Raw genomic sequence first — 19,082 nt, 5'->3', positions numbered from 1 at the left:
TTCAGCGGGCCGGCGCCATCCGGTGCGCGACCGTCTGTACGCGTTGTCGCCCGCTGCTCTCGCGGAAGCGCTGTCCGGAACTCGCCTCTGCGGATGTCTTCTTCCGATTGCGCATCTGCGGATGCCGTGTCACAGAACAGCTGGTGCGGAAGCCTGTCAGGAGCGCGTTGGTGCGGGGACCGTACCGTCGTCCCCGGCCCGGCCCTGGACGAAGGTGACGACAGTCTCCGGCCGCAGGCCCAGGTCCCGGCCGCTGACCGGACGCGCCGCGTGGATCAGGATGTTGTAGTGGTTCGGAAGGTGACAGGCGTCGAAGCCGAGCACCGTGCCGACCGTCGTGTCCCCGATCCGCACCAGGTCACCCCGGTCGATCACACCGCCGCACGACAGCTCGGCGAAGCCCAGGAAACCCACCCGGTCGATCCGGGCGCCGGAGTGCGGGTCCCACTGGTCGGTGGTGACCAGTTCGTGCACTTCGCCCCGGCGTACGCAGCGCGCCGCGTGCTCCTCCAGCCGCATACCGCGGTCCGTGCGGCGGTGCACGAGTACCTTGACCAGTGATCCGCGCACCACGCGCTTCGGGCCGTCCTCCGCCGGATTCACCGGTCCGCCTCCACTGCCGTCGCATCCGGCGCGGGCCGGGCACAGCGATAGGCCGCCTCCACCAGTTCCAGCGCGGGAAGGCCGCCGTGCGCCCCCGGGCCGGCCGGGGCACCGGTACGGACCAGCACGGCGAACTCGGTGAGGACCGCCTCGTACTCGTGCCACAGCGACGCCTTGAAACCGGTGTGTCCGGCCAGCATGTCGGCGTGCAGCACTTCTCCGCGGGCCAGTTCCACCTCGATGTCCTTGCGTTCCCCCGGGTACGACCAGTCCAGTTCGACCGAGGCCGTCGCTCCCCTACGCCCGTGCAGGCGGATCACCGCCTGGCGGTCGACTCCGCAGTCGTCGCGGTGGATCTCGCAGCCGGCGACGGCGAGTTCACCGAGCAGCAGCCGCACCAGGTCGAGGGCGTTGGGACCGTTGTCTGACACACAGCCGCCGCCGCAGCGGGCCGGGTCCAGGTACCAGTCCTCGCCGCCGAGGTGCTCCTCGATGCGCTCCAGATAGCGCACCCGCACGGAGCGGATCTCCCGGCCCGTCGTCCGGCGCACGAGCGTGCGGACGGCGGCGTTGTAACGGCGGTGGAACGCCGTCATCAGCGGGACCCCGCAGCGCCGCGCAAGATCTACCAGCACGGCCCCCTCGGCCGCGGTCAGGGCGAGGGGCTTTTCGACGCAGACCGGGACGCCGGCGGCCAGGGCGTCCCGGCACAGGGGCAGGTGCACGTCGTTGGGCACGGCCACGACCAGGGCGTCCGGTCGCGCCCGCTCCAGCAGCGTGCGGTGGTCGCTGAAGCGCGCCGCCCGGCCGGGGAACCGCTCCAGGGCCTCGGCACGGGCGTCGCACACGGCGGTCAACTGCCACTCGGGCAGCCGTTCCGCGGCGGCCAGGTAGTAGGGGGAGATGGCACCGAGGCCGACGACGCCGAGGCGCAAGGGCCGGGTCATCGTGGGCTCCCGGAGCCGCCGAAAAGACCCAGCGCGGTGAGTTCCGCGTGGAGGTGCGGGGGCAGCGGGATGCCGTGGCGGCGGCGCTCGGCGGCGAGTTCCGCCTCCCGCCAGCCCGGGTAGCGCACCGGCTCGCCGCCGGGCACCGGCGGACAGTCGACGAGCGCGCCGAACAGGGACCGGGTCGCGGTGGCCACGTCCGCGCCGGGTCGCAGCACCTCCGGGGCGATCGCGAGGAGGAAGAAGCCGATGTCGTCATCGCTGCCGTGCGGCCGGCCGTCCCCCTCCAGCGCGGCGGGCGCGGGCCCCACGGCCGCGCCGGACACCACGGCGGCCAGCAGTTCCACGGCGATGCCGAGCCCGTAGCCCTTGTGGACGCCGGTCTCGGCCGTGCCGCCCAGCCAGCGCAGGAAGGCCTCGCCGCGGTCGAAGGCGGACGGGTCGGTCACCGGGTCGCCCGCCCCGTCCTCCAGCCACCCCTCGGGCACGGGGATGCCGCGGCGGGCGGCGACGCGGACCCGTCCGGTGGGCGCGACGGTGGTGCTCATGTCCAGCAGGAACGGGTGTCCGTCGAGGGCCGGCGCGGCGACGCTCAGCGGGTTGGTGCCGAGCATCGCCGACGCGCCGCCCGGGGGTCGTGCGATGCGCTGGCCACCGCAGTTGCTCGCGACCACGCCGATCATCCCGGCGTGCGCGGCGCGCACGGCGTGGAAGCCGGCGCACCCGAAGTGGGTCGCCCCGCGCACCGACACCAGCCCGACCCCGTGCCGGCCGGCCCGTGCCACGGCGTCGTCCATGGCCTCGGCCGCGGCCCACAGGCCCAGGGCGCGGCGGGCGTCGACGACCGCGCAGGCGCCCAGGTCGGTGAGGGCCTGTGGTTCGGCGCGGGGATCGCAACGGCCCGACTCAAGCAACGGCAGGTAGAGCCGGGTGAGGTTGAACACGCCGTGCGAGTCGAGCCCGGTCAGGTCGCCGTGGCACAGCGCCTCAGCGGCGAGCCGGGCCCGCGCAGGAGGGATGCCGTGACCGGTGAACAGGCCGGTGAGCGAGGCATGCAGCTCCGCGTGGTCGACGAGGACGGGGGTGCGCTCGACCGTCGCTCGTGGGGCGGTGGGTGCCGTCATCCGGGATTCCTTACGGGATGGGGGGCGGTTCTCTTCCGGGAGTCGTTCGCTTCGGGGGCGGTTTTCAGGGGCCGATTCCCTTCGGCGAAGAACGTGACGAGCCGGCGGATCACGCCGGCGAACTCCTCCAGGTCGGCGAGGTCGACGAACTCACCAGGCGCGTGGGCGCGGTTGGCGGCGAGACAGCCGGGTCCGAGCACGGTGGTGAAGGCGTCTTCCAGGCCGGCCGCCCAGATGGCGTCGCAGGTGAAGCCGGGGTCGCCGGCCGCCGGCCGGGCTCCCGCGCGGCCCAGGAGCTCCTCGGCCCACGGATCGATGTCATCCAGCGCGGGCAGGCCCTGTTTGTCCCAGCCGAGCCGGGTGATCCGTGCCGCGTCCCGGGTGGTGCGGGCGAACTCCCGGCTGCTGGCGAAGCGTTCGGTGAAGCGGTGCAGGCCGTCGGCGACGTGCCGGATGACCTCGCTCTTCAGGCGGTCGCCGTCGGCGGTGCGGCGGTACGACAGGTTCATCAGCAGGGTTCCGGTGCCGTGGACGCGGTTGTGCGTGCGGCCGGTGTCCATTCCGGCGACGCACACCCGCGTACCGGGTACGGCCCCGTCCAGGCGGACGGCGAGGTGCTGGGCCAGGAATCCCAGCAGTACGGTGGCGTTGTGTCCGGCGTCCGGGTGGTCGTCCACCGCGTCCTCGCCCTCGACGGTGATCCGCGCGGTCATCGCGGCGGTGGCCCGGGGCAGCGCCCGCAGCCCGGTCGGCTCGCAGAACACGTTGAGGCGCCCGTGGTGCCCGGCCTCCAGCAGGGGGCGGGTGCCGTAGGTGCCCAGGGCACCGCCCTCCTCCCCGGCGACGGCCTGGACCAGGACGGTGACGTCCCGTCCGACGGCGGGGTGGGACGCGGCGGCCCGCAGCCCGGCGAGCAGGGCCACGGCGGGTCCCTTGGCATCGACCGCGCCCCGGCCGGTGAACCGCACGCCGTCGAAGGCGGGCGGGGTGTGTCCGGCGACGGTGTCCAGGTGGACGTTGAACATCACGGTGTGCGCACGGGAACGCTCGGGCCCCAGCCGCAGCAGCAGGCTGGGCTGGTCCGTGAGAAAGCGCGGATCGTGGGCGGCGGAGCGGACCGTGGACGGTACGCCGGGACGGTCCAGGCAGTCGGCGGGCGGACTGGCGAGGCGGACGGTGCGGAATCCCGCTTCGGAGGCGGCCGTCGCGTACCGCTGGAGGACCTCGGGCAGCCGCGACGGCGGATCGTCCGGGCCGGCTTCCAGGGGGTTGACGCTCGGCAGGCGCAGCAGGTCCAGCAGCAACTCCCGGTGCCGCCCGGTGAACAGTGCGCTCACGCCGGGCCGTCCAGGGGGCCGGTGGCCGGTTGCTCGGCGCCCAGCAGCCCGGCGAGCGCCTGCCCGGCCCGTACGAACAGGTCGGCGGCGTCCTCACCGGCCCGGGCCAGTCCCTCGTGGGGGCGTACGGCGAGATGCGGTTCGAGGGACAGTGCTCCGGTGTAGCCGTGGGCGGCCAGGAGCTCCAGGCATTCCACCACCCCGGCTTCGCCCTCCCCGGGCAGGGCGTAGGCGGTGCCGCCGTCCGGGGTGCGGACGGCGTCCTTGATGTGGACGTGGACGACGTACGGGGCGAGGTCGCGGAGCATGTCCGGGGCGCGGTAGCCGTACGGGACGCCGTTGCCGGTGTCGAACAGCAGTCGCAGGGCCGGGCTGTCCACGGCGCGCAGCAGTCGTAGCGCGCGATCGGCCCGGTCACCGGCCCAGCCCGCGCAGTTCTCGTGCGTCAGGACCAGGCCCGCCCGCTCCGCGCGGTCCGCGAGGACGGCGGTGCGGGCCAGGACGCGATCGGCCCACTCGGTCTCCGTCAGACCGTCGTTGGGGTACGACATGATCCGCACCAGATGGCAGCCGAGGGCGGCGCAGCGTTCGGCCAGGACGTCGAGCTCGGCCAGGTCCTGGCCGAGGTCGCCGGTGATGGGACGGGACCAGTTGCCGATCCGGGAGGCGACGGCGGTCACGGTGACCCCGGCGTCCGCGAGCCGCCGGGCCAGCGTGCCGAACGCGGCCGGGGAGAGGTCGGCGAGGGCCGTGCCGTCGACCGTGCGCAGTTCGATGGCGTTCCAGCCCAGGCGCCGCAGGGCGGCCAGCTGCCCGTCTGTGCTGGGCGCCGCCTCGTCGCCGATGCCGGCGAGCGGCCCGAACCCCCGGACGCGGGGTCCGGCGGCGCTGTGGCGGCACATGTCAGCGGCTCCCGGCGGGGGCGCGCGGTGTTGCGGCGCAGTGCTCCCGGGCCGCGCACAGCAGCCGGGCGGTCGCGCAGGCGAGCGGGAAATCCCCGACGCCTGCCGCTTTGGAGGCGAAGCCGCGGTAGGTACCGTCCAGGAAGTCGGTCAGGGCGTCGTCCCGGAAGACCTGATGCCTCGCCCCGGGCGCTCCGTCCACGTCGAGGACTCCGGCCGGCGGGTGCGCCGTACCGCGGTCGGAGGGGGCGACGACGAGCTGCGCGTGGTCGTCGTCCTCGCTGAGCGGGAAGTGGGCCGTGGCCGTCCCGCCCTCGAACTCGCAGACGACGCTGCGCTGCCGGACGGGTGCGCCGAGGTCCGAGCGCAGCAGCGTCACCACTCCTGAACGGTGCTCCAGTTCGACGTGCGCGCCGCCCAGGCGGGGCAGTCCGCGGTCCTCGCAGCGCAGGTCCCAGCAGCGCGCGGCGCGGAGTTCGGCCGGGCCGGCCAGATCGAGCGCGAGCGCCAGGGAGTGGGGGATCTCCACGTCCAGGGCGGTGGGATGCCCGTCGGTCGCCAGGGACCGCAGGAAGCGGGGCTTGTGCTGGTCGACGGTGATACGGCGCAGGGAGCCGAGCTGTCCGCCGCCCACCAGCCGGCGCAACCGTCCGGCGAGCCGGGAGGTGATCCAGTGGGCGACGGCCACGAGATCGAGGCCGGCCTCCCGGCGCAGCCGGATCAGGGCGTCGAGCTCGTCCGCGGACGCGGCGAGGGGTTTCTCCACGATCATTCGGCGGAATCCGTGTCCGGCGAGTTCGGCCAGGAGGTCGTATCGCAACCGGGGCGGTGTGCACACGTGGACCACCGCGGTCGCGGGGTCCGCGTACTGCAGGGCCTGTTCCAGCGTGGTGACGGCTGTGACCTCGCCGGGCATGCCCACGGGCCGCAGAGCGCCCGCTCGTGGGTCGCAGCCGACCGCGGGCAGGGCGACGAGCGGATCACCCGTGGCCGCGGTCCGCCGGGCCAGACGGACGAGGGTCCTCAGATGCAGTCCTGATCCGGACCGGCCGAGCCCGACCACGAGGGGCTGCAGCACAGGGCCTCCTGAGAGGGAACGGGAAGGAGACGGGCGCGCTCATTTCGTTGCGCCGCGCACAACTCCGGTGCGCCGCACCACTGTTGCCGCCCTGTGCGGAAATGGTCAAGACGTCCGGAACGCCATTACCCAGAACGTGTGAAGATGATCCTTTCCTTTCTCCGTCGGCCGGAAGCCCGATTAGCGTGGGCGTTCCGCAGAAACGACGGAGACAGGTGAGCAATTGCCTTCCAGCGGACAGATGCCGGCGCGCGCCGGGGGCGCATTATCGACTGCGCCGGGAACGGCCGATCGAATTCCCTTCTTCTCCCAGGCCGCGACTTTCGAACGGCTGTGGCCTTCCATCGAAAAGGCGTTGGACGACGTTTTCCACAGCGGCAAGTTCTCCCACGGAAAACAGGTCGGGCAGCTCGAGGCGGCGCTCGCGGACTACACCGGCGCCCGGCATGTGGTCGGCGTCAACAGCGGCACCGACGCGCTCGTCCTGCTGATGCGCGCCTGCGGAGTCCGTCCCGGCGACGGTGTCCTGGTGCCGGCGTACTCCTTCTTCGCCACCGCGTCAGCCGTCGTACTGGCAGGCGGGACACCGCAGTTCGTCGACATCGACCCGGAGACGTACGCGATGGACCCCGCGGCGCTGGAAGCGGCCGTCACACCGCGGAGCCGGTTCGTGATGCCGGTGCATCTGTTCCACACGATGGCCGACATGGCCGCCGTCACCGCCGTCGCCCGACGGCACGGCCTCACGGTCGTCGAGGACAGCGCTGAGGCGATCGGCATGCGCCGGCACGGTGTGCACGCCGGCCTGCACGGGGCCGGCGGTGTCCTGTCCTTCTTTCCCTCCAAGACGCTCGGCGCGCTGGGCGACGCGGGAGCCGTGCTCACCGACGACCCGGAGGTGGCGGCCACCGTCGCGGCCCTGCGTCACCACGGCAGGACGGGCCGCACGCTCGACAACTTCCCGGCCATCTCCACCGAAAGCGCCCTGCCCGGCGCGAACAGCAAGATGGACGACATCCAGGCGGCCGTCCTGCTCGCCAAGCTGTCCCTCCTGGAGGAGCACATCGCACGCCGGGCGGAACTGGCGGACGCCTACACCGCCCGCCTGCGGGACGCGCCGGGGATCGTCCGCCTGCCGCGGACCACCGCGGGGAAACCGGACGACCGCGACGTGCACTACGTCTACCTGATCGAGACCGAACACCGGGACGCCCTCGTCGCCCACCTCGACCGGCACGGCATCGGCACCGAGGTCTACTACCCGCTGCCCCTGCCCCACCAGCCCGCCTTCGCCCACCTGGGCCACCGGCAGGGTGAGTTCCCCCACGCCGAGACGGCGGCCCGGCACGCCGTGGCCCTGCCCTTCCATCCCGATCTGGGATCGGACGACCTGGACCGCGTCTGCGACACCGTCCGCTCCTGCCTCGCCGGAACGAGGTCGGCCGCATGACCGTATCGCTCCCTCCCGCCGTCCCGTTCTTCCCTCCCGCCCTCTTCGAGGCCGACCGCCCCGCACTGATCGGCCTGGTCCGCGAGGTGGGCCTTGACCCGGAGCAGCGTTTCATCCTGGGCAGACGCACCGCCGCCTTCGAGGACCTGCTCCGCGAGGACCTGGGGGCCGCCGACGTGGTCGCCTGCTCCAGCGGCACCTCCGGGCTCGAGCTTGTGCTGCGGGCCATGGCGGTCGGTCCCGGCGACGAGGTGATCGTGCCCGCGTTCGGCTGTGCGCCCCTGGCCGCCTCGGTGGTCGGCGTCGGGGCCACACCGGTCTTCGCCGACATCCGGACGGACACCATGACCATGGACCCGGATGAGGCGGAGCGACTCGTCACCGAGCGGACCAAGGCGGTGATGCCGGCCCACATGTTCTCCGTCATGGCCGACATGCCACGCTTCGCAGAACTGGCCCGGCGGCACGGACTGCGCCTGCTGGAGGACTCGGCGGTCGCCCAGGGCGGTGTGCTGCGGGGCGTCCCGGCCGGACTGTGGGGCGAGGCAGGCGTCTACTCCTTCGTACAGGTCAAGACCTGCGGCATGCCCGGCGAGGGCGGCGTGGTCGTCACCCGGGATCCGGCACTGGGCGAGAAGGTGCGAATGCTGCGCAACCACGGCCAGTACGGCGGGCGGCGGTTCGTCCACCACGACGTCGGACTCAACAGTCGCTTCGACGAGATCCAGGCCGCCTTCCAGGCACACCGCTACTCCGGTTTCCCGGCGCGGCTGGCGCGGCGGGCGGAGATCGCCGCGTACTACACCGAGCGCTTCACGCCGCTGGCCGCACACGGTGTGGTCCCTCCGCCGCCCGGCCGGGACGGCCGGTGCTTCTACGTGTACACGGTTCTCGCCGAGGACCGGGAGGCCCTCGGCGCCCACCTGGCCGAGTGGGGGGTGGCCACGCACGTCTACTATCCGCGCCCCCTGCCCGCCCACCGTGCCTTCGCTCCCTACGCGCCGCCCGGTGCCCGCTGGCCGCGCGCCGAAGAGGCCGCCCGCCGCCATCTCGCCCTGCCCGTGCACCACATGCTGACCGACGCACAGGTCCGGCACGTCGCCGACCTCGTGTGCGCCTTCGCCACCGAGCACCGCTGACGCGAGACGGCCCGCGTCGAACAGCACTGACGCGCGACCGCCCGCTCGGACACCGCGCTGCCCGGACGAGCGGCACCCCCCTTCGGACGCAGACACCCCCCCAAGAGGTCACCCATGACGGACAGCATCGCGGCCGGCCGTCCCGCCGCCACCGCCCACGGCCACAGCCGACTGCGCGTCTACGCGCGGCTCGGCAAGCTGGACGTGTACGACTACTACCTCGGCATCTTCCTCGCCCTGACCGCCGCGCTGTTCCCGGCCGGCGCCTTCACCGCCCGGCAGGCACTGGTGCTGGCGGTGTTCCTGGCCGGCGAAGTCGCGGTCCTCATGGCGATGGTCGCCCTGGACGACGTCACCGGGTTCCGGGACGGCAGCGACCTCGCCAACTACGGCCCCGACAACCCGCTGCGCAGCAAGGCACGCAAACCCCTGGTCGCCGGGACACTGACGGTGCCTCAGGCGCTGCGCTTCGCCTGGGTCTCGGCGGCGGCCGGTGCGGTGCTGTGGGCGGGCGCCGCCGCTCTCGCGCCGCACCGCCCGCTGTGGGCGCTGGTGGCGGCGGGCGCGCTGCTCGCGGTGTCGCTGCAGTACTCGTACGGCCTGAAGATCAGTTACCACGGTTTCCAGGAAGTGTTCCTCGTCGCCCTCGGCGCCGTGCTGGTGATCGTTCCGTACGGCCTGGTGACGGGGGGCTTCTCCGGTTTCCTGATGGTGCAGGCGGTGCTGTTCGGGTTCGGGCCGCTGATGTTCGGCGTCTACTCCAACACCAACGACGTGGCCGGCGACCGGGCCGTGGGCCGTCCGACCGTGGCCGCCCTGGTCTCCGAGCGGGGCAACGCCGTGTTCATCGGAGTCCTGTCGGCCGTCGAGTTCCTCATCGGCGCGGTCGCCTCGGCCACCGGGGCGGCCCCCTGGTGGTTCGTGCTGCTGATGCTGCCGGCGACCGCGCTGCGGGCCCGCCAGTACCTGACCGGGTTCGTCCGCGGAGACATCATGACCGCCCGCCGGACGGGCTTCGCGGTGCACCGGCTCAGCGTGGTGCTGATGGTCGTGGCCAACGTCCTGGTCGGCACGGGGACCGCCCGATGACGCCCGATCTCGACGTCGCCGTCGTCGGCGCGGGCATCGCAGGCCTGACCGCCGCCCACGAACTGCGCCGCGCCGGGCTGGCCGTGCGGGTGTACGAGCAACTGCCGCAGGTCGGTGGCCGGATGCGCAGCGTCCGCCACGAGGGCTGGACGGTGGACACGGGCGCCGAGCAGGTCCCGTCCCGCGGTTACCGCGCGACCTGGGAGCTGCTGCGCCGGCTGCGCGTCACCGCCGCGGACGTGCCCCGGGTCGGCGGCGCGGTGGCCGTCTGGCGCGGCGGGCGCGCCCACCTGGGCGTCGGCGAGGGCACGGCCGTGGTCACCGGAGCGGGCCTGTCCGCCCGGGCGCGGCTCGACCTGGCCGCCTTCTCCGCCTGGACCGGACGCCGCCGCGCCGAATTCGACGGCGACCGTCCCGCGCACAGTCCGCTGGGCGCCGCCACCGTGCGGGAGGTGGCCGCCCGCTACCACCGCGACCTGCACGACTACCTGTTCCAGCCGGTCGCCGGCTGCTTCTTCGGCTGGGACACCGCCCGGTCGACGGCCGCCCCCATGGTCAGCCTGCTGCTGGAGGCCGGCACCCCGGCCACCTGGCGCACCTACCGCGGCGGCATGGACTTCCTGGCCCGCCGGCTCGCCGCCGATACCGAGGTCGTCACCGGCCGCGCCGTACGCGAGGTCACCGACGCGGGCCGGCACGCCGTACTGCGGTTCGACGACGGACAGGTCACCGCGCGGGCCGCCGTGCTCGCCGTACCGGCGCCCGTCGCGGCGGCGCTCCGCCCGGACGCCCCCGCGGACGAGCAGCCGTTCCTCACCGCCTGCACCTTCACGCCCATGATGAAGGTCAGCTGCCTGCTGGATCGCCCCCTCGCCCCTGCCGCCCGGCGCCCGGTGCACATCCTGCTCACCCCGGCCCGCGAGGAGGACGCGCTCTCCGGCGTCGTCGTCGACCACGCCAAGCACCCCGGCCGTGCCCCCGCCGGCCGGGGCCTGGTCACCCTCGTGGCCGGTCCGCGCCGGGTCCCCGAACTGTTGGACGCCCCTCCCGGCGAGGCAGCCGACCTCCTCGTCCGCGCGGCGGAACGCTATGTCCCGGGCATCGGCGGCGCCTGCCGCCACCGTCTCGTGCACGCCTTCCACCACGGCCTGCCGGAAGCCACCCCTCAGGCCCTGCGGGAACGCGCCGGCTTCCTGTCCCGGCCGGCGCGCGCGGTGGAGTACGCCGGCGACTGGCTCATGCTGCGCCCCGCCTCCGAGGGCGCCGTCCGGGCGGGTGCGCTGGCCGCGTCCCGCGTCCTGAGCAGGCTCGCACGGAACGCTCCGGCCGGCCCCGACCGAGCGGAGGAGATCCGTGCGACCGCATGACATGGGAACCCTGTTCGACGAGGCGGCGGCAGGCGGTGCCCGGACCGTGGTCCACCTGGACCGGCCCTTCGACATCGCCCCGTGGGCCGGCACCCGGTGGACCGTCAGCGAACTCGCCGGCCTGGTCCGCGCCACCGCCGCCCGCCTCGCCGACGCGGGGGTCAGGCCCGGGGACCGCGTGGCGATCGTGAAGGACAACCACTGGGACTACGACCTGCTCGCCTGCGCCGTGGTCCGCCTCGGCGCCGTACCCGCGCAACTGTCCGCCCGGCTCGACGCCGCGGACCTCGCCACCCTGCTGGAGCGGCTGCGTCCGACCGCGCTGGTCACCACCTCCGCGCTGCTGGCCCGCTGCCGGGAGACCGCCGCCGGCGAACCGGCCCGGATCCTGGTCACCGTCGACTCCGCAGCGCCCGGCGCGGTCCACCTGGCGGCGCTGGACGCGTCCCGACCCCGCGTACCGGTGCGGCGCCACGACGACGAACCCCTGGTCATCCACCACACCTCGGGGACGACCGGCGTGCCCAAGCTGGTGGTCCACTCCACCCGGACACTCGTGCACAAACTGGCCCGCTTCGAAGCGGTGCGCTACCCGGGCATCGGCATCCGCCCGGACGACGTCCTGGCCAACGCCAGCGCGTACGGACACGGACGCACCTTCTGCTGGACGGCCGTGGTGGTGTCGCTCGCCCCCGCCGCCATCGTGGTCCTCACGGGCGACGACCCGGAGACCGCGGACCCGCTGCTGCGGTCCCACCCGCCCACCGTCGTCGAGGCCCTGCCCGCCTCCTACATCCGGCTGCGGCCGCTCACCACCCGGCTGGACAACCCCTTCCGGGACGTCCGCCTGTACATCAGCACCTACGACGCCGTGCACCCGCCCGCCCTGCGCGCCTACCTGACCGCCAGCCGCCGCGCCCGCCCGCTGTGGATGCAGGGCTGGGGCCAGACCGAAACCGGGCCGCTCACCTTCCGCTTCCACACACGGCGCTCCGCGCTCGCCCCGGACGCGGAGACCTCGGCGCGCCGGCTCGGCCGTCCCGTGCCGGGCCGGACCCGGCTGCGCGCGGTGGACCCGGACACGCTGCGCCCGGTGCCGCGCGGCCGTCCCGGCCTGCTCCTCGTCCGCACCCCCGCCCTCGCCCTGGGCTACGTCGGCGAACGGGGCCGCTGGGACGCCAAACGCGTCGGCGACTGGTGGTCCACGGGCGACATGGGCGTCCACCACCGTGACGGCAGCGTCAGCCTCCTGGACCGCGCCGCCGACACCCTGCCCGGTATGAGCTGCCTGCGGACCGAGGACGTACTGGAGCAGCGACTGCCGCAGGCCCTGGAATGCGTGGTCCTCGGCGCCCCGGACGGCGATCCGCTGCCCGTCGTGGTGACCGCCGACGGCCGACTGGACCCGGACGCCTGGAAAGGGGCCGCGCACGGACTGCCGGCGCTGCGCGACCCGGCCGTCCTCACCTGGGACGAGGTGCCCCGCACCGGCACCGGCAAGGTCCGCCGCGCGGCCCTGGCACGGCAGCTCACCGGCACCGCACCCGCCGGCAACGGTCGATGGACGTGACCGGGCCGCCGTTCGCCGGGGCCGCGCCGACCGGGCCGCTCCACGGCGAGAGGAGTCCCATCGCCTCACAGCCGACTCCCACCCGGGTACGCGCCCGCCCGCCGGATTCGCGGCGGCATCGACCTCGGCGGTGTCGGCCGCCGGTCCCTGTCCGAGCCGCATTCGAGGACGCCGGGCCTTTCCGGGCCGCGTTCTGACGAGAGGAGCCACACCGTGTCCCAGCCCGCTCCCGCCCGGGAGGGCACCCACGCGGTCTTCGGCAACGGCACCGCGCACAGCCGCGACCAGCACCGCTGCCTGGCCGCCGCCTACGACCCGGTGACCCTGCCCCGCCTGGCCGCCGCCGGTGTCGGCCCGGGCTGGCACTGCCTGGAGGTCGGCGCCGGCGGCGGCAGCATCGCGCGCTGGCTGGCGGGCCGGGTGGCACCGGGCGGCTCGGTGCTCGCCACCGACCTCGACCCCCGCGACCTGGAACCCGGCCCGGGCCTTGAGGTCGCCGCCCTCGACGTGGCCCGCGATCCGCTTCCCGAGGTGGCCTACGACCTGGTGGTGGCCCGCCTGGTCCTGCAGCACCTGCCCAGCCGCGACGCCGTCCTGCGCAAGCTGGTGCGCGCTCTCAGACCCGGCGGCCTGCTGCAGATCGACGAGATCGACGCCTCCTACGAGCCGCCGCTGCTGACCCCGGACGCGGAGGCCGAGGCGCTCTATGCCCGGTTCCTGCGGGCCAAGACGGCCGCGCTGCGCGCCGCGGGCGGCGATCCGCACTGGGGGCGGAAGGCGCCGGAGGCCCTGCGGGCGGCGGGGCTGACCGCCATCGACGTCCACCTCCACATCGGCGTACGGCACGCCCAGGACCCCGGCCTCGGGCTCCAGTTGAACCACACCCGCAACCTCCGGGACCGGCTGACGGAACAGGGCATGACCCAGGAGGACCTGGACAGGGTGGGACGGCTGATGCGGGACCCGTCCTTCCGCGCCGCCTCCAGCGTCCTGTACTCGGTGCAAGGCCGGCGACCAGGCCGGGGGCGGCCGTGACGCCGCGCCTGCGCGCCGCGGCCCGGCCGGCCGTCGCCGCCGCCGCAATCGCCGGCCGGCTGCTGCGACACGCCTTGCCGGACCCGCCCGAGACGACCGGCCCCGGTCGGGACACGGTGCAGTGCATCGTCGACTGGGCGGGCCCGGTCGGTGCGGACCTGCCCGACGAGCGCGCCGTGCAGGCCGCCTGCGGTCTCATGCACGTCCACGGACGGGCGACGGGCGGGCCGCTCCCGCTGGCCGTGGACTACGCCTCGGTGGTGGCGGGGGTTCTCGCCGCCCAGGGCGCCACCGCTCTCCGCGTCGCGCGGGCCCGCGGCGTGGACCTGCGCGAGGTACGGACCTCGGTGGCTCAGGCGGCGCTGCTGACGGTCGGCCAGTACCTCGCCGCCGCGACGGCCCACGACAGCTCCGGTTCGCCCGAGCCGGATGTGCCGCACGCGCCGGTGGCTCCATCCGACGCGCCACGGGCGGGCGGCCTGGCGACCCTGGAGACGGCCGACGACGCCCGCGTGGAGGTCGAGACCCTCGACCCCCTGGTGTGGCGGGAGTTCTGGGCCCGGCTCGGTGTGGCCCCCGCGCTCGCCGGCCGCGGCTGGCTGCCCTTCCAGCAGCGGTTCGCCACCGCCGTCTGCCCGTTGCCCGACGAACTGCGCCAGGCCGCCCGCCGCCGCACGCTGGCGGACCTGCGGGCCGCCGCGCACCAGACCGGTGTCAGCCTCCTCGCCGTCGGCTCCGACCCGGCCCCCGCCGTCCGCCCGGACCCCTGGTGCCTCACTCCTGGACCGGCACCGGTACCCGGCACCCGGGCGCGTCCGGACACCCGCGTGCCCGGCCCACGCCGGGCGGTCCCGGTTTCCGGTGGCGTCCTGCCCCTGACGGGCTTGCGGGTGGTGGAATCAACCCGCAGGGTGCAGGGCCCGCTCGCCGGGCACGCCCTGCGGATGCTCGGTGCCGAGGTGGTCCGGATCGAACCGCCCGGCGGCGACCCGATGCGATGGCTCCACCCGATGGCAGGGAACTGCTCGGCCCGGTTCTCGGCTCTCAACGCGGGTAAGCCGGTGGTGGAGGCCGACCTCACCACCGCGCAGGGCCGGGACACGGTCCGCGCGCTGGCTGCCGGGGCCGACGTCTTCCTGCACAACTGGGCCCCCGGAAAGGCCGCGCGGCTCGGCCTGGACGCGCCCGACCTGCTGCCCGGCCGCCCCGCCCTGGTGTACGCCTGGGCGTCCGGCTTCGGGGACGCCTTCGGCGACCGGCCGCCCCTGGGCACCGACTACCTCGCCCAGGTGCACAGCGGCCTCGCCGCGGCGGTACGGCCGGCCGACCAGCTCCCGGCCCCCTCCCTGATGACTCTCACCGACGTGCTCGGCGGGCTGGTGTGCGCCCAGGGGGTGCTGGCCGCGCTGGCGGCCCGGGAGACGACCGGCCGGGGCAGCCGTGTCGACTCCTCGCTGGTCTCCGCGGCCGCTGCCGTCCCCCGCCCCGCGCACCGCGTCCGCTGGACGGCACTGGACCGGCCGCTGCGCACCGCGGACGGCCATCTGTGCCTCGGCCCCGACGCCCGGGCGCGCCCCGCGGCGCTGCTCCGTGTGCTGGACCGCGCCGGCCCCACGGCCACGGAGGACCTCGCGGCCCGCTTCGCCCGCCGCACCACCGAGGAGTGGACGGCACGGCTGGCCGAGGCCGGTCTGACCGCGACCCCTGTACTCACCGATCTGACGGCTCTGGTCCGCGACCCGGCCTTCCGGGCGGCAGTCGCCCCGCCTGACCCGGTCACCGGCCACGCACGCCCGTACGCGCCCTGGGAGTTCGCATGACAGCCGCCCCCGCGACCCGGCACCGCACCGCCCCGACCGCAAGCCGGGGCGGGCAACCGGTGTGGACCTCACGCGCCGGAGTGCGTTTCCCGGACCTGGTGCCCCGCGCCCAGCGGAGTACCTGGGTGACGGCGGACCTGTGCCCTGCCACCGATCTCTACACACTGTTCACCGCCCGGGTCCGCGAACACCCGGACCGCCAGGCGCTGGTGGACGACGCCGGAGTGCTGTCCTACGCGGCGCTGGACGCCGAGGTGCGCCGTATCGCCGCCCTGTTCGCCCGGGCGGACCTGGGGGGCGGGGAAGTGGTGGCGCTCCTGCTGCCCGACGGACGCGACGCCGTGGCCGCGGAACTCGCCGTCTACGCGATCGGCTCCGTGGCCCTCCCGATCCCCCCGGGCGGTGACGACCGTGACGTCCGGGCGCTGCTCGCCCGCTCACGGGCCCGCGGCACCGTCCTCGCATCGGCCCGCCAGGCAGAGGCCGTCGCGGATCTTCCTCACCTGCGCACCGTGTTCGCTGCCGGCCCGGGCGACGGACGGACGCACGGGCTGCACGCACCGCGCACCCCGGCCCGGCGTCCCTGGCGGCCGCGGCCGGCCGACCCGTACGGACCCGCCCGCATCCTGGTGTCGTCGGGTTCCGAAGCCGAGCCGAAGATGGTCGCCTACAGCCATCACGCCCTGGCCGGCGGCCGTGCGCGGTACGTCCGGAATCTGCATCCCGACACCACGCTGCCGCCCCGCCACCTCGTCCTCGTCCCGCTGGCCTCCTCCTTCGGATCCCTGGGCACACCGGTCACCCTCGCCGCCCTCGGCGGCACCCTGATCGTGCGGTCGACGTTCGACCCGGCGGCGGCGCTGCGGATGATCGCCGAGCATCGTCCCACCCACCTCTTCGCGGTGCCCACCATGCTGCGGCGCATCGCCGACCTACCGGCGCGGCCGGACGAGGACACGTCGTCGTTGCGTGCCGTCGTCTCCAGCGGCGCCGCTCTGCCGGCGGCCACCGCCCAGGCATGCCGCGAACGGTTCGGCCGACCGGTGGTGACCGTCTACGGCTCGTCGGACGGCGTGAACTGCCACACGGCGGGAGAAGACCACCCGCCGGGGGACAGCGTCGGCACCCCGGATCCCGCGGTCGCTCGTATCCGGATCACCGGACCCGACGGCGCGCCGCTGCCCACCGGGCGGACCGGTCAGATCGAGGCCCTGGGCCCCATGACGCCGCTGTGCTACGTCAACGCGCCCGAACTGGACGCGCGTTACCGGACCCCCGACGGCTGGGTTCGCACGGGTGACTTCGGCCGGCTGGACGAGCGCGGAAGGCTGCACGTCCTGGGCCGGCTCAAACGCATCGCCGTGCGCGGCGGTCTCAACATCAGCCTTGCCGAGGTCGAACGTGAACTGGGCACCCATCCGGCGGTGGCCGAGGCGGTCTGCGTCCCGGTGCCCGACCCGGACCTGGGGGAACGACTGTGCGCCTGTGTACGCCCGGCCCCGGGCACAGCCGTTCCCACGCTGTCCGACCTCACGGCCCACCTGGGGGACCGTGGCCTGGCCCGCCGGAAGCACCCCGAACGTCTCCTGGTGGTGGACGAGATGCCCCTCGGCCCCACCGGCAAGTTCTGCTACCGCACCCTGATGTCCCGAGTGACTCGGCGAGTCCTGGACGCTCATCCCCCCGTTCGGGAATGACCCGGAGGAGCGATGCGCGAGCCGCGGCGGGCCCCGTCCTGGCGCCGCACATGGCTGCGCGGGGTTCCTTCATGGACCAGGCCGAGACGGGTCAGAGCGTTGTCGTTCACGGCGACACAGTGGAGGCCGGCCGATCATGCGACTGGCGACCGGCTGGAGCGGCGAACCGGGCAAACTCCCACGGGTCGTGTGCGCTGAAGACGGTGACCTCATCCCCGCGGTCGCGGCGCAGGCCGCGCAGTCGGTCGCGGGTCACGACGCGAGCCGCGACATCGACCTGTGCTCCCTGCTGGACCGGCTCGAGGACGGGGTGGGACAGGGGCGGCGTGTGCTCAAGCTCGCCGTGATACATGTACGCGTCGCCCGCGTGCAACAGCCACCGCCCACTGCCGTCGCGCACGGCGACACCCGCGTGTCCCGCCGAGTGGCCGGGCAGCGGCACCAGCAGCAGCTCGCACGCCAGGCCCTGCGGCCGCGCCACGCCCGGGAAGCCGTACCACTCCGTGCCATCCTCCACGAGGGCGGGTGTCAGCAGTGGGTTGTGCGCCCGGTGTGTCGGCATGAAGCGGTCGACGCTGTGCCGGTGGTGCGCTGCCGCGGAGTCCGTGACGGCCCGGTACTCGTCCGGGTGCACATGCACGCGAGCATGAGGGAAGTCCGGCAGCCCTCCGGTGTGGTCGCGATGCAGGTGGGTGAGCACGATGTGCCGCACGTCCTGGGGCGCGTACCCGAGACGGACCACCTGGCGCAGAGCGCTCTCCTCGAGGTCCAGTGCGGGCTGGGCGTAGGCCACCCAGCCCGCACCCAGCGACCGGTCGGGGCGCTGTAAGTCCGCGGTGCCGAGGCCGGTGTCCACCAGGACCAGCCCGTCCGAGTCCGTCTCGATGAGCAGGCAATGGCAGACAGCGGCCGGCTCGCGGTTCACGACGTCGGCCGTGGGTTCCTCACGGAGCGTCGGAATCTTCCGCAGGGAACCGCAGTTGAGGTGGTGGATACGCATAACGCCTCCTGGAGGCAAGTGGGCGGGCTGTTCGCGACGGACGTTAGGAGGGGCCTTCGTGACTCACCAAACGGTTGGACACACACCGGCGGATGACCAGGGCGACCCGCTGGCGGACTGTCCGGACAGCGCCCTTGTCCCACCAAACCCCGAACCGCGATGTCCTGTCGACATCACCATCGCCACGCTGAGCGGCCGATGGACGCCGCTGGTACTCCGCGAGTTCCTACGCCGCGGCCAGGCCACATACTCCGAGCTGTCCGCCGCACTGCCCGCTCTCTCGGACAAGGTCCTCTCGGACCGGCTAACCCAGTTGACCAGTGCGGGCGTCATCGAACGCCACCGCACTCCCAGCTGGCCTCCCCGCGTCCGCTACGTTCTGACCAGCCAGGGCCGGGCGCTGGAGTCAGTGGTGCACAGCATGTGGGAGTGGGGCACGGCGCAAGGGGAGGCCCCTTAGGGGTCCTTGCACTATGCCCGTCCGGGTCGCGCGGCCCGGCACCGCGCCTCGCCGCGTTGCCGGAGTGCCCAGGTAGCGGAGCTACCTGGGCGCGAGATCCGATGTGCACCGAAACCGTGCACGCCACCCTCCTTCCCGCCACTTCGTGGCTTGCCGTTCCGCCACTGGACCACTGCGGCCGTATGTGAACGAGAGGCCGCCGTTTCGGCAAGCCCGGCTGCCGGCCACGACGTCATGAGAACCGCCGCCGCCGGACCGCTCAGCCTGCTACTGCCAGACGTACCAACGGCGTTGGTACCTACCGGAGTCGTCCCAAAACTGTCTGCTCGTCGAATCGCGCCGGGTGCCACACAGTGAATGTCGTGCCGCATCGAAGTCCTGGTGAGGCGGATGCCGATCGTGATGAGCGCCGGCCGCCGCGCTCCTCCAGGGCCGAGGGCCCGCCTCGTCGGCTGCGGTGTGAA

At 74.1% G+C, this 19,082-nt stretch carries 16 protein-coding genes; 9 read left to right on the top strand and 7 right to left on the bottom strand.

What is annotated here, in order from left to right; all coding sequences use genetic code 11:
* Window positions 1-156 precede the first annotated feature (156 nt).
* From ACWD1U_RS09620 to ACWD1U_RS09595, 6 genes are read right to left on the bottom strand one after another with little or no spacing between them, the layout of a single operon-like run.
* Window positions 157-603 (bottom strand): DUF6917 domain-containing protein, encoded by a 447-nt coding sequence (locus ACWD1U_RS09620; protein WP_451105992.1) that lies wholly within the window; start codon window positions 601-603, stop codon window positions 157-159.
* A complete protein-coding gene (locus ACWD1U_RS09615) occupies window positions 600-1,550 on the bottom strand; it encodes a Gfo/Idh/MocA family protein (RefSeq protein ID WP_451105990.1) in 951 nt (316 codons plus the stop codon). The genes ACWD1U_RS09620 and ACWD1U_RS09615 overlap by 4 nt, the downstream gene beginning before the upstream one ends.
* Window positions 1,547-2,674, bottom strand: coding sequence for an Ldh family oxidoreductase (locus ACWD1U_RS09610; RefSeq protein WP_451105988.1), 1,128 nt, complete (start codon window positions 2,672-2,674; stop codon window positions 1,547-1,549). The genes ACWD1U_RS09615 and ACWD1U_RS09610 overlap by 4 nt, the downstream gene beginning before the upstream one ends.
* A complete protein-coding gene (locus ACWD1U_RS09605; protein WP_451105986.1) occupies window positions 2,671-4,011 on the bottom strand; it encodes a M20/M25/M40 family metallo-hydrolase in 1,341 nt (446 codons plus the stop codon). The genes ACWD1U_RS09610 and ACWD1U_RS09605 overlap by 4 nt, the downstream gene beginning before the upstream one ends.
* Window positions 4,008-4,913, bottom strand: coding sequence for a sugar phosphate isomerase/epimerase family protein (locus ACWD1U_RS09600; RefSeq protein ID WP_451105985.1), 906 nt, complete (start codon window positions 4,911-4,913; stop codon window positions 4,008-4,010). Before ACWD1U_RS09600 ends, ACWD1U_RS09605 begins: the two co-directional genes overlap by 4 nt.
* A gap of 1 nt (window position 4,914) precedes the next feature.
* Window positions 4,915-5,991 carry a Gfo/Idh/MocA family protein gene (locus ACWD1U_RS09595; protein WP_451105983.1) on the bottom strand — a complete coding sequence of 359 codons (1,077 nt, stop codon included), beginning with the start codon at window positions 5,989-5,991 and terminating at the stop codon, window positions 4,915-4,917.
* Window positions 5,992-6,346: 355 nt separating this feature from the next.
* On the opposite strand from ACWD1U_RS09595, the gene ACWD1U_RS09590 reads away from it, so the two are divergent.
* From ACWD1U_RS09590 to ACWD1U_RS09555, 8 genes are all read left to right on the top strand, one after another.
* Window positions 6,347-7,441 carry a DegT/DnrJ/EryC1/StrS family aminotransferase gene (locus ACWD1U_RS09590; protein ID WP_451105982.1) on the top strand — a complete coding sequence of 365 codons (1,095 nt, stop codon included), beginning with the start codon at window positions 6,347-6,349 and terminating at the stop codon, window positions 7,439-7,441.
* Window positions 7,438-8,580 (top strand): DegT/DnrJ/EryC1/StrS family aminotransferase, encoded by a 1,143-nt coding sequence (locus tag ACWD1U_RS09585; RefSeq protein WP_451105981.1) that lies wholly within the window; start codon window positions 7,438-7,440, stop codon window positions 8,578-8,580. Before ACWD1U_RS09590 ends, ACWD1U_RS09585 begins: the two co-directional genes overlap by 4 nt.
* A 114-nt stretch (window positions 8,581-8,694) precedes the next feature.
* Entirely contained in the window at window positions 8,695-9,669 is a 975-nt protein-coding gene (locus ACWD1U_RS09580; protein WP_451105980.1) for a UbiA family prenyltransferase, read from the top strand.
* Complete coding sequence (locus tag ACWD1U_RS09575) at window positions 9,666-11,036, top strand: FAD-dependent oxidoreductase (RefSeq protein ID WP_451105978.1); 1,371 nt, start codon at window positions 9,666-9,668, stop codon at window positions 11,034-11,036. Before ACWD1U_RS09580 ends, ACWD1U_RS09575 begins: the two co-directional genes overlap by 4 nt.
* Window positions 11,023-12,606, top strand: a complete 1,584-nt coding sequence (locus ACWD1U_RS09570; protein ID WP_451105977.1) for a class I adenylate-forming enzyme family protein — start codon at window positions 11,023-11,025, stop codon at window positions 12,604-12,606. Before ACWD1U_RS09575 ends, ACWD1U_RS09570 begins: the two co-directional genes overlap by 14 nt.
* Window positions 12,607-12,819: 213 nt before the next feature.
* Window positions 12,820-13,641, top strand: coding sequence for a class I SAM-dependent methyltransferase (locus ACWD1U_RS09565; protein ID WP_451105975.1), 822 nt, complete (start codon window positions 12,820-12,822; stop codon window positions 13,639-13,641).
* A complete protein-coding gene (locus tag ACWD1U_RS09560) occupies window positions 13,638-15,461 on the top strand; it encodes a CoA transferase (protein WP_451105974.1) in 1,824 nt (607 codons plus the stop codon). The genes ACWD1U_RS09565 and ACWD1U_RS09560 overlap by 4 nt, the downstream gene beginning before the upstream one ends.
* Window positions 15,458-17,158, top strand: a complete 1,701-nt coding sequence (locus ACWD1U_RS09555) for a class I adenylate-forming enzyme family protein (RefSeq protein WP_451105972.1) — start codon at window positions 15,458-15,460, stop codon at window positions 17,156-17,158. Before ACWD1U_RS09560 ends, ACWD1U_RS09555 begins: the two co-directional genes overlap by 4 nt.
* Before the next feature lie 106 nt (window positions 17,159-17,264).
* Here the strand turns inward: ACWD1U_RS09555 and ACWD1U_RS09550 are convergent, their stop codons facing one another.
* A complete protein-coding gene (locus ACWD1U_RS09550; RefSeq protein WP_451105971.1) occupies window positions 17,265-18,158 on the bottom strand; it encodes an MBL fold metallo-hydrolase in 894 nt (297 codons plus the stop codon).
* Here ACWD1U_RS09550 and ACWD1U_RS09545 point away from each other — a divergent pair.
* On the top strand, window positions 18,043-18,618 hold the full coding sequence (locus tag ACWD1U_RS09545) for a winged helix-turn-helix transcriptional regulator (protein WP_451105970.1): 576 nt from the start codon (window positions 18,043-18,045) through the stop codon (window positions 18,616-18,618). The two genes, ACWD1U_RS09550 and ACWD1U_RS09545, sit on opposite strands and share 116 nt — an antisense overlap.
* Window positions 18,619-19,082 lie beyond the last annotated feature (464 nt).

Source organism: Streptomyces sp. NPDC002788, from assembly GCF_053592115.1.
The sequence above is the reverse complement of the archived record's forward strand: the minus strand, read 5'-3'. Positions and strand labels throughout refer to the sequence as shown.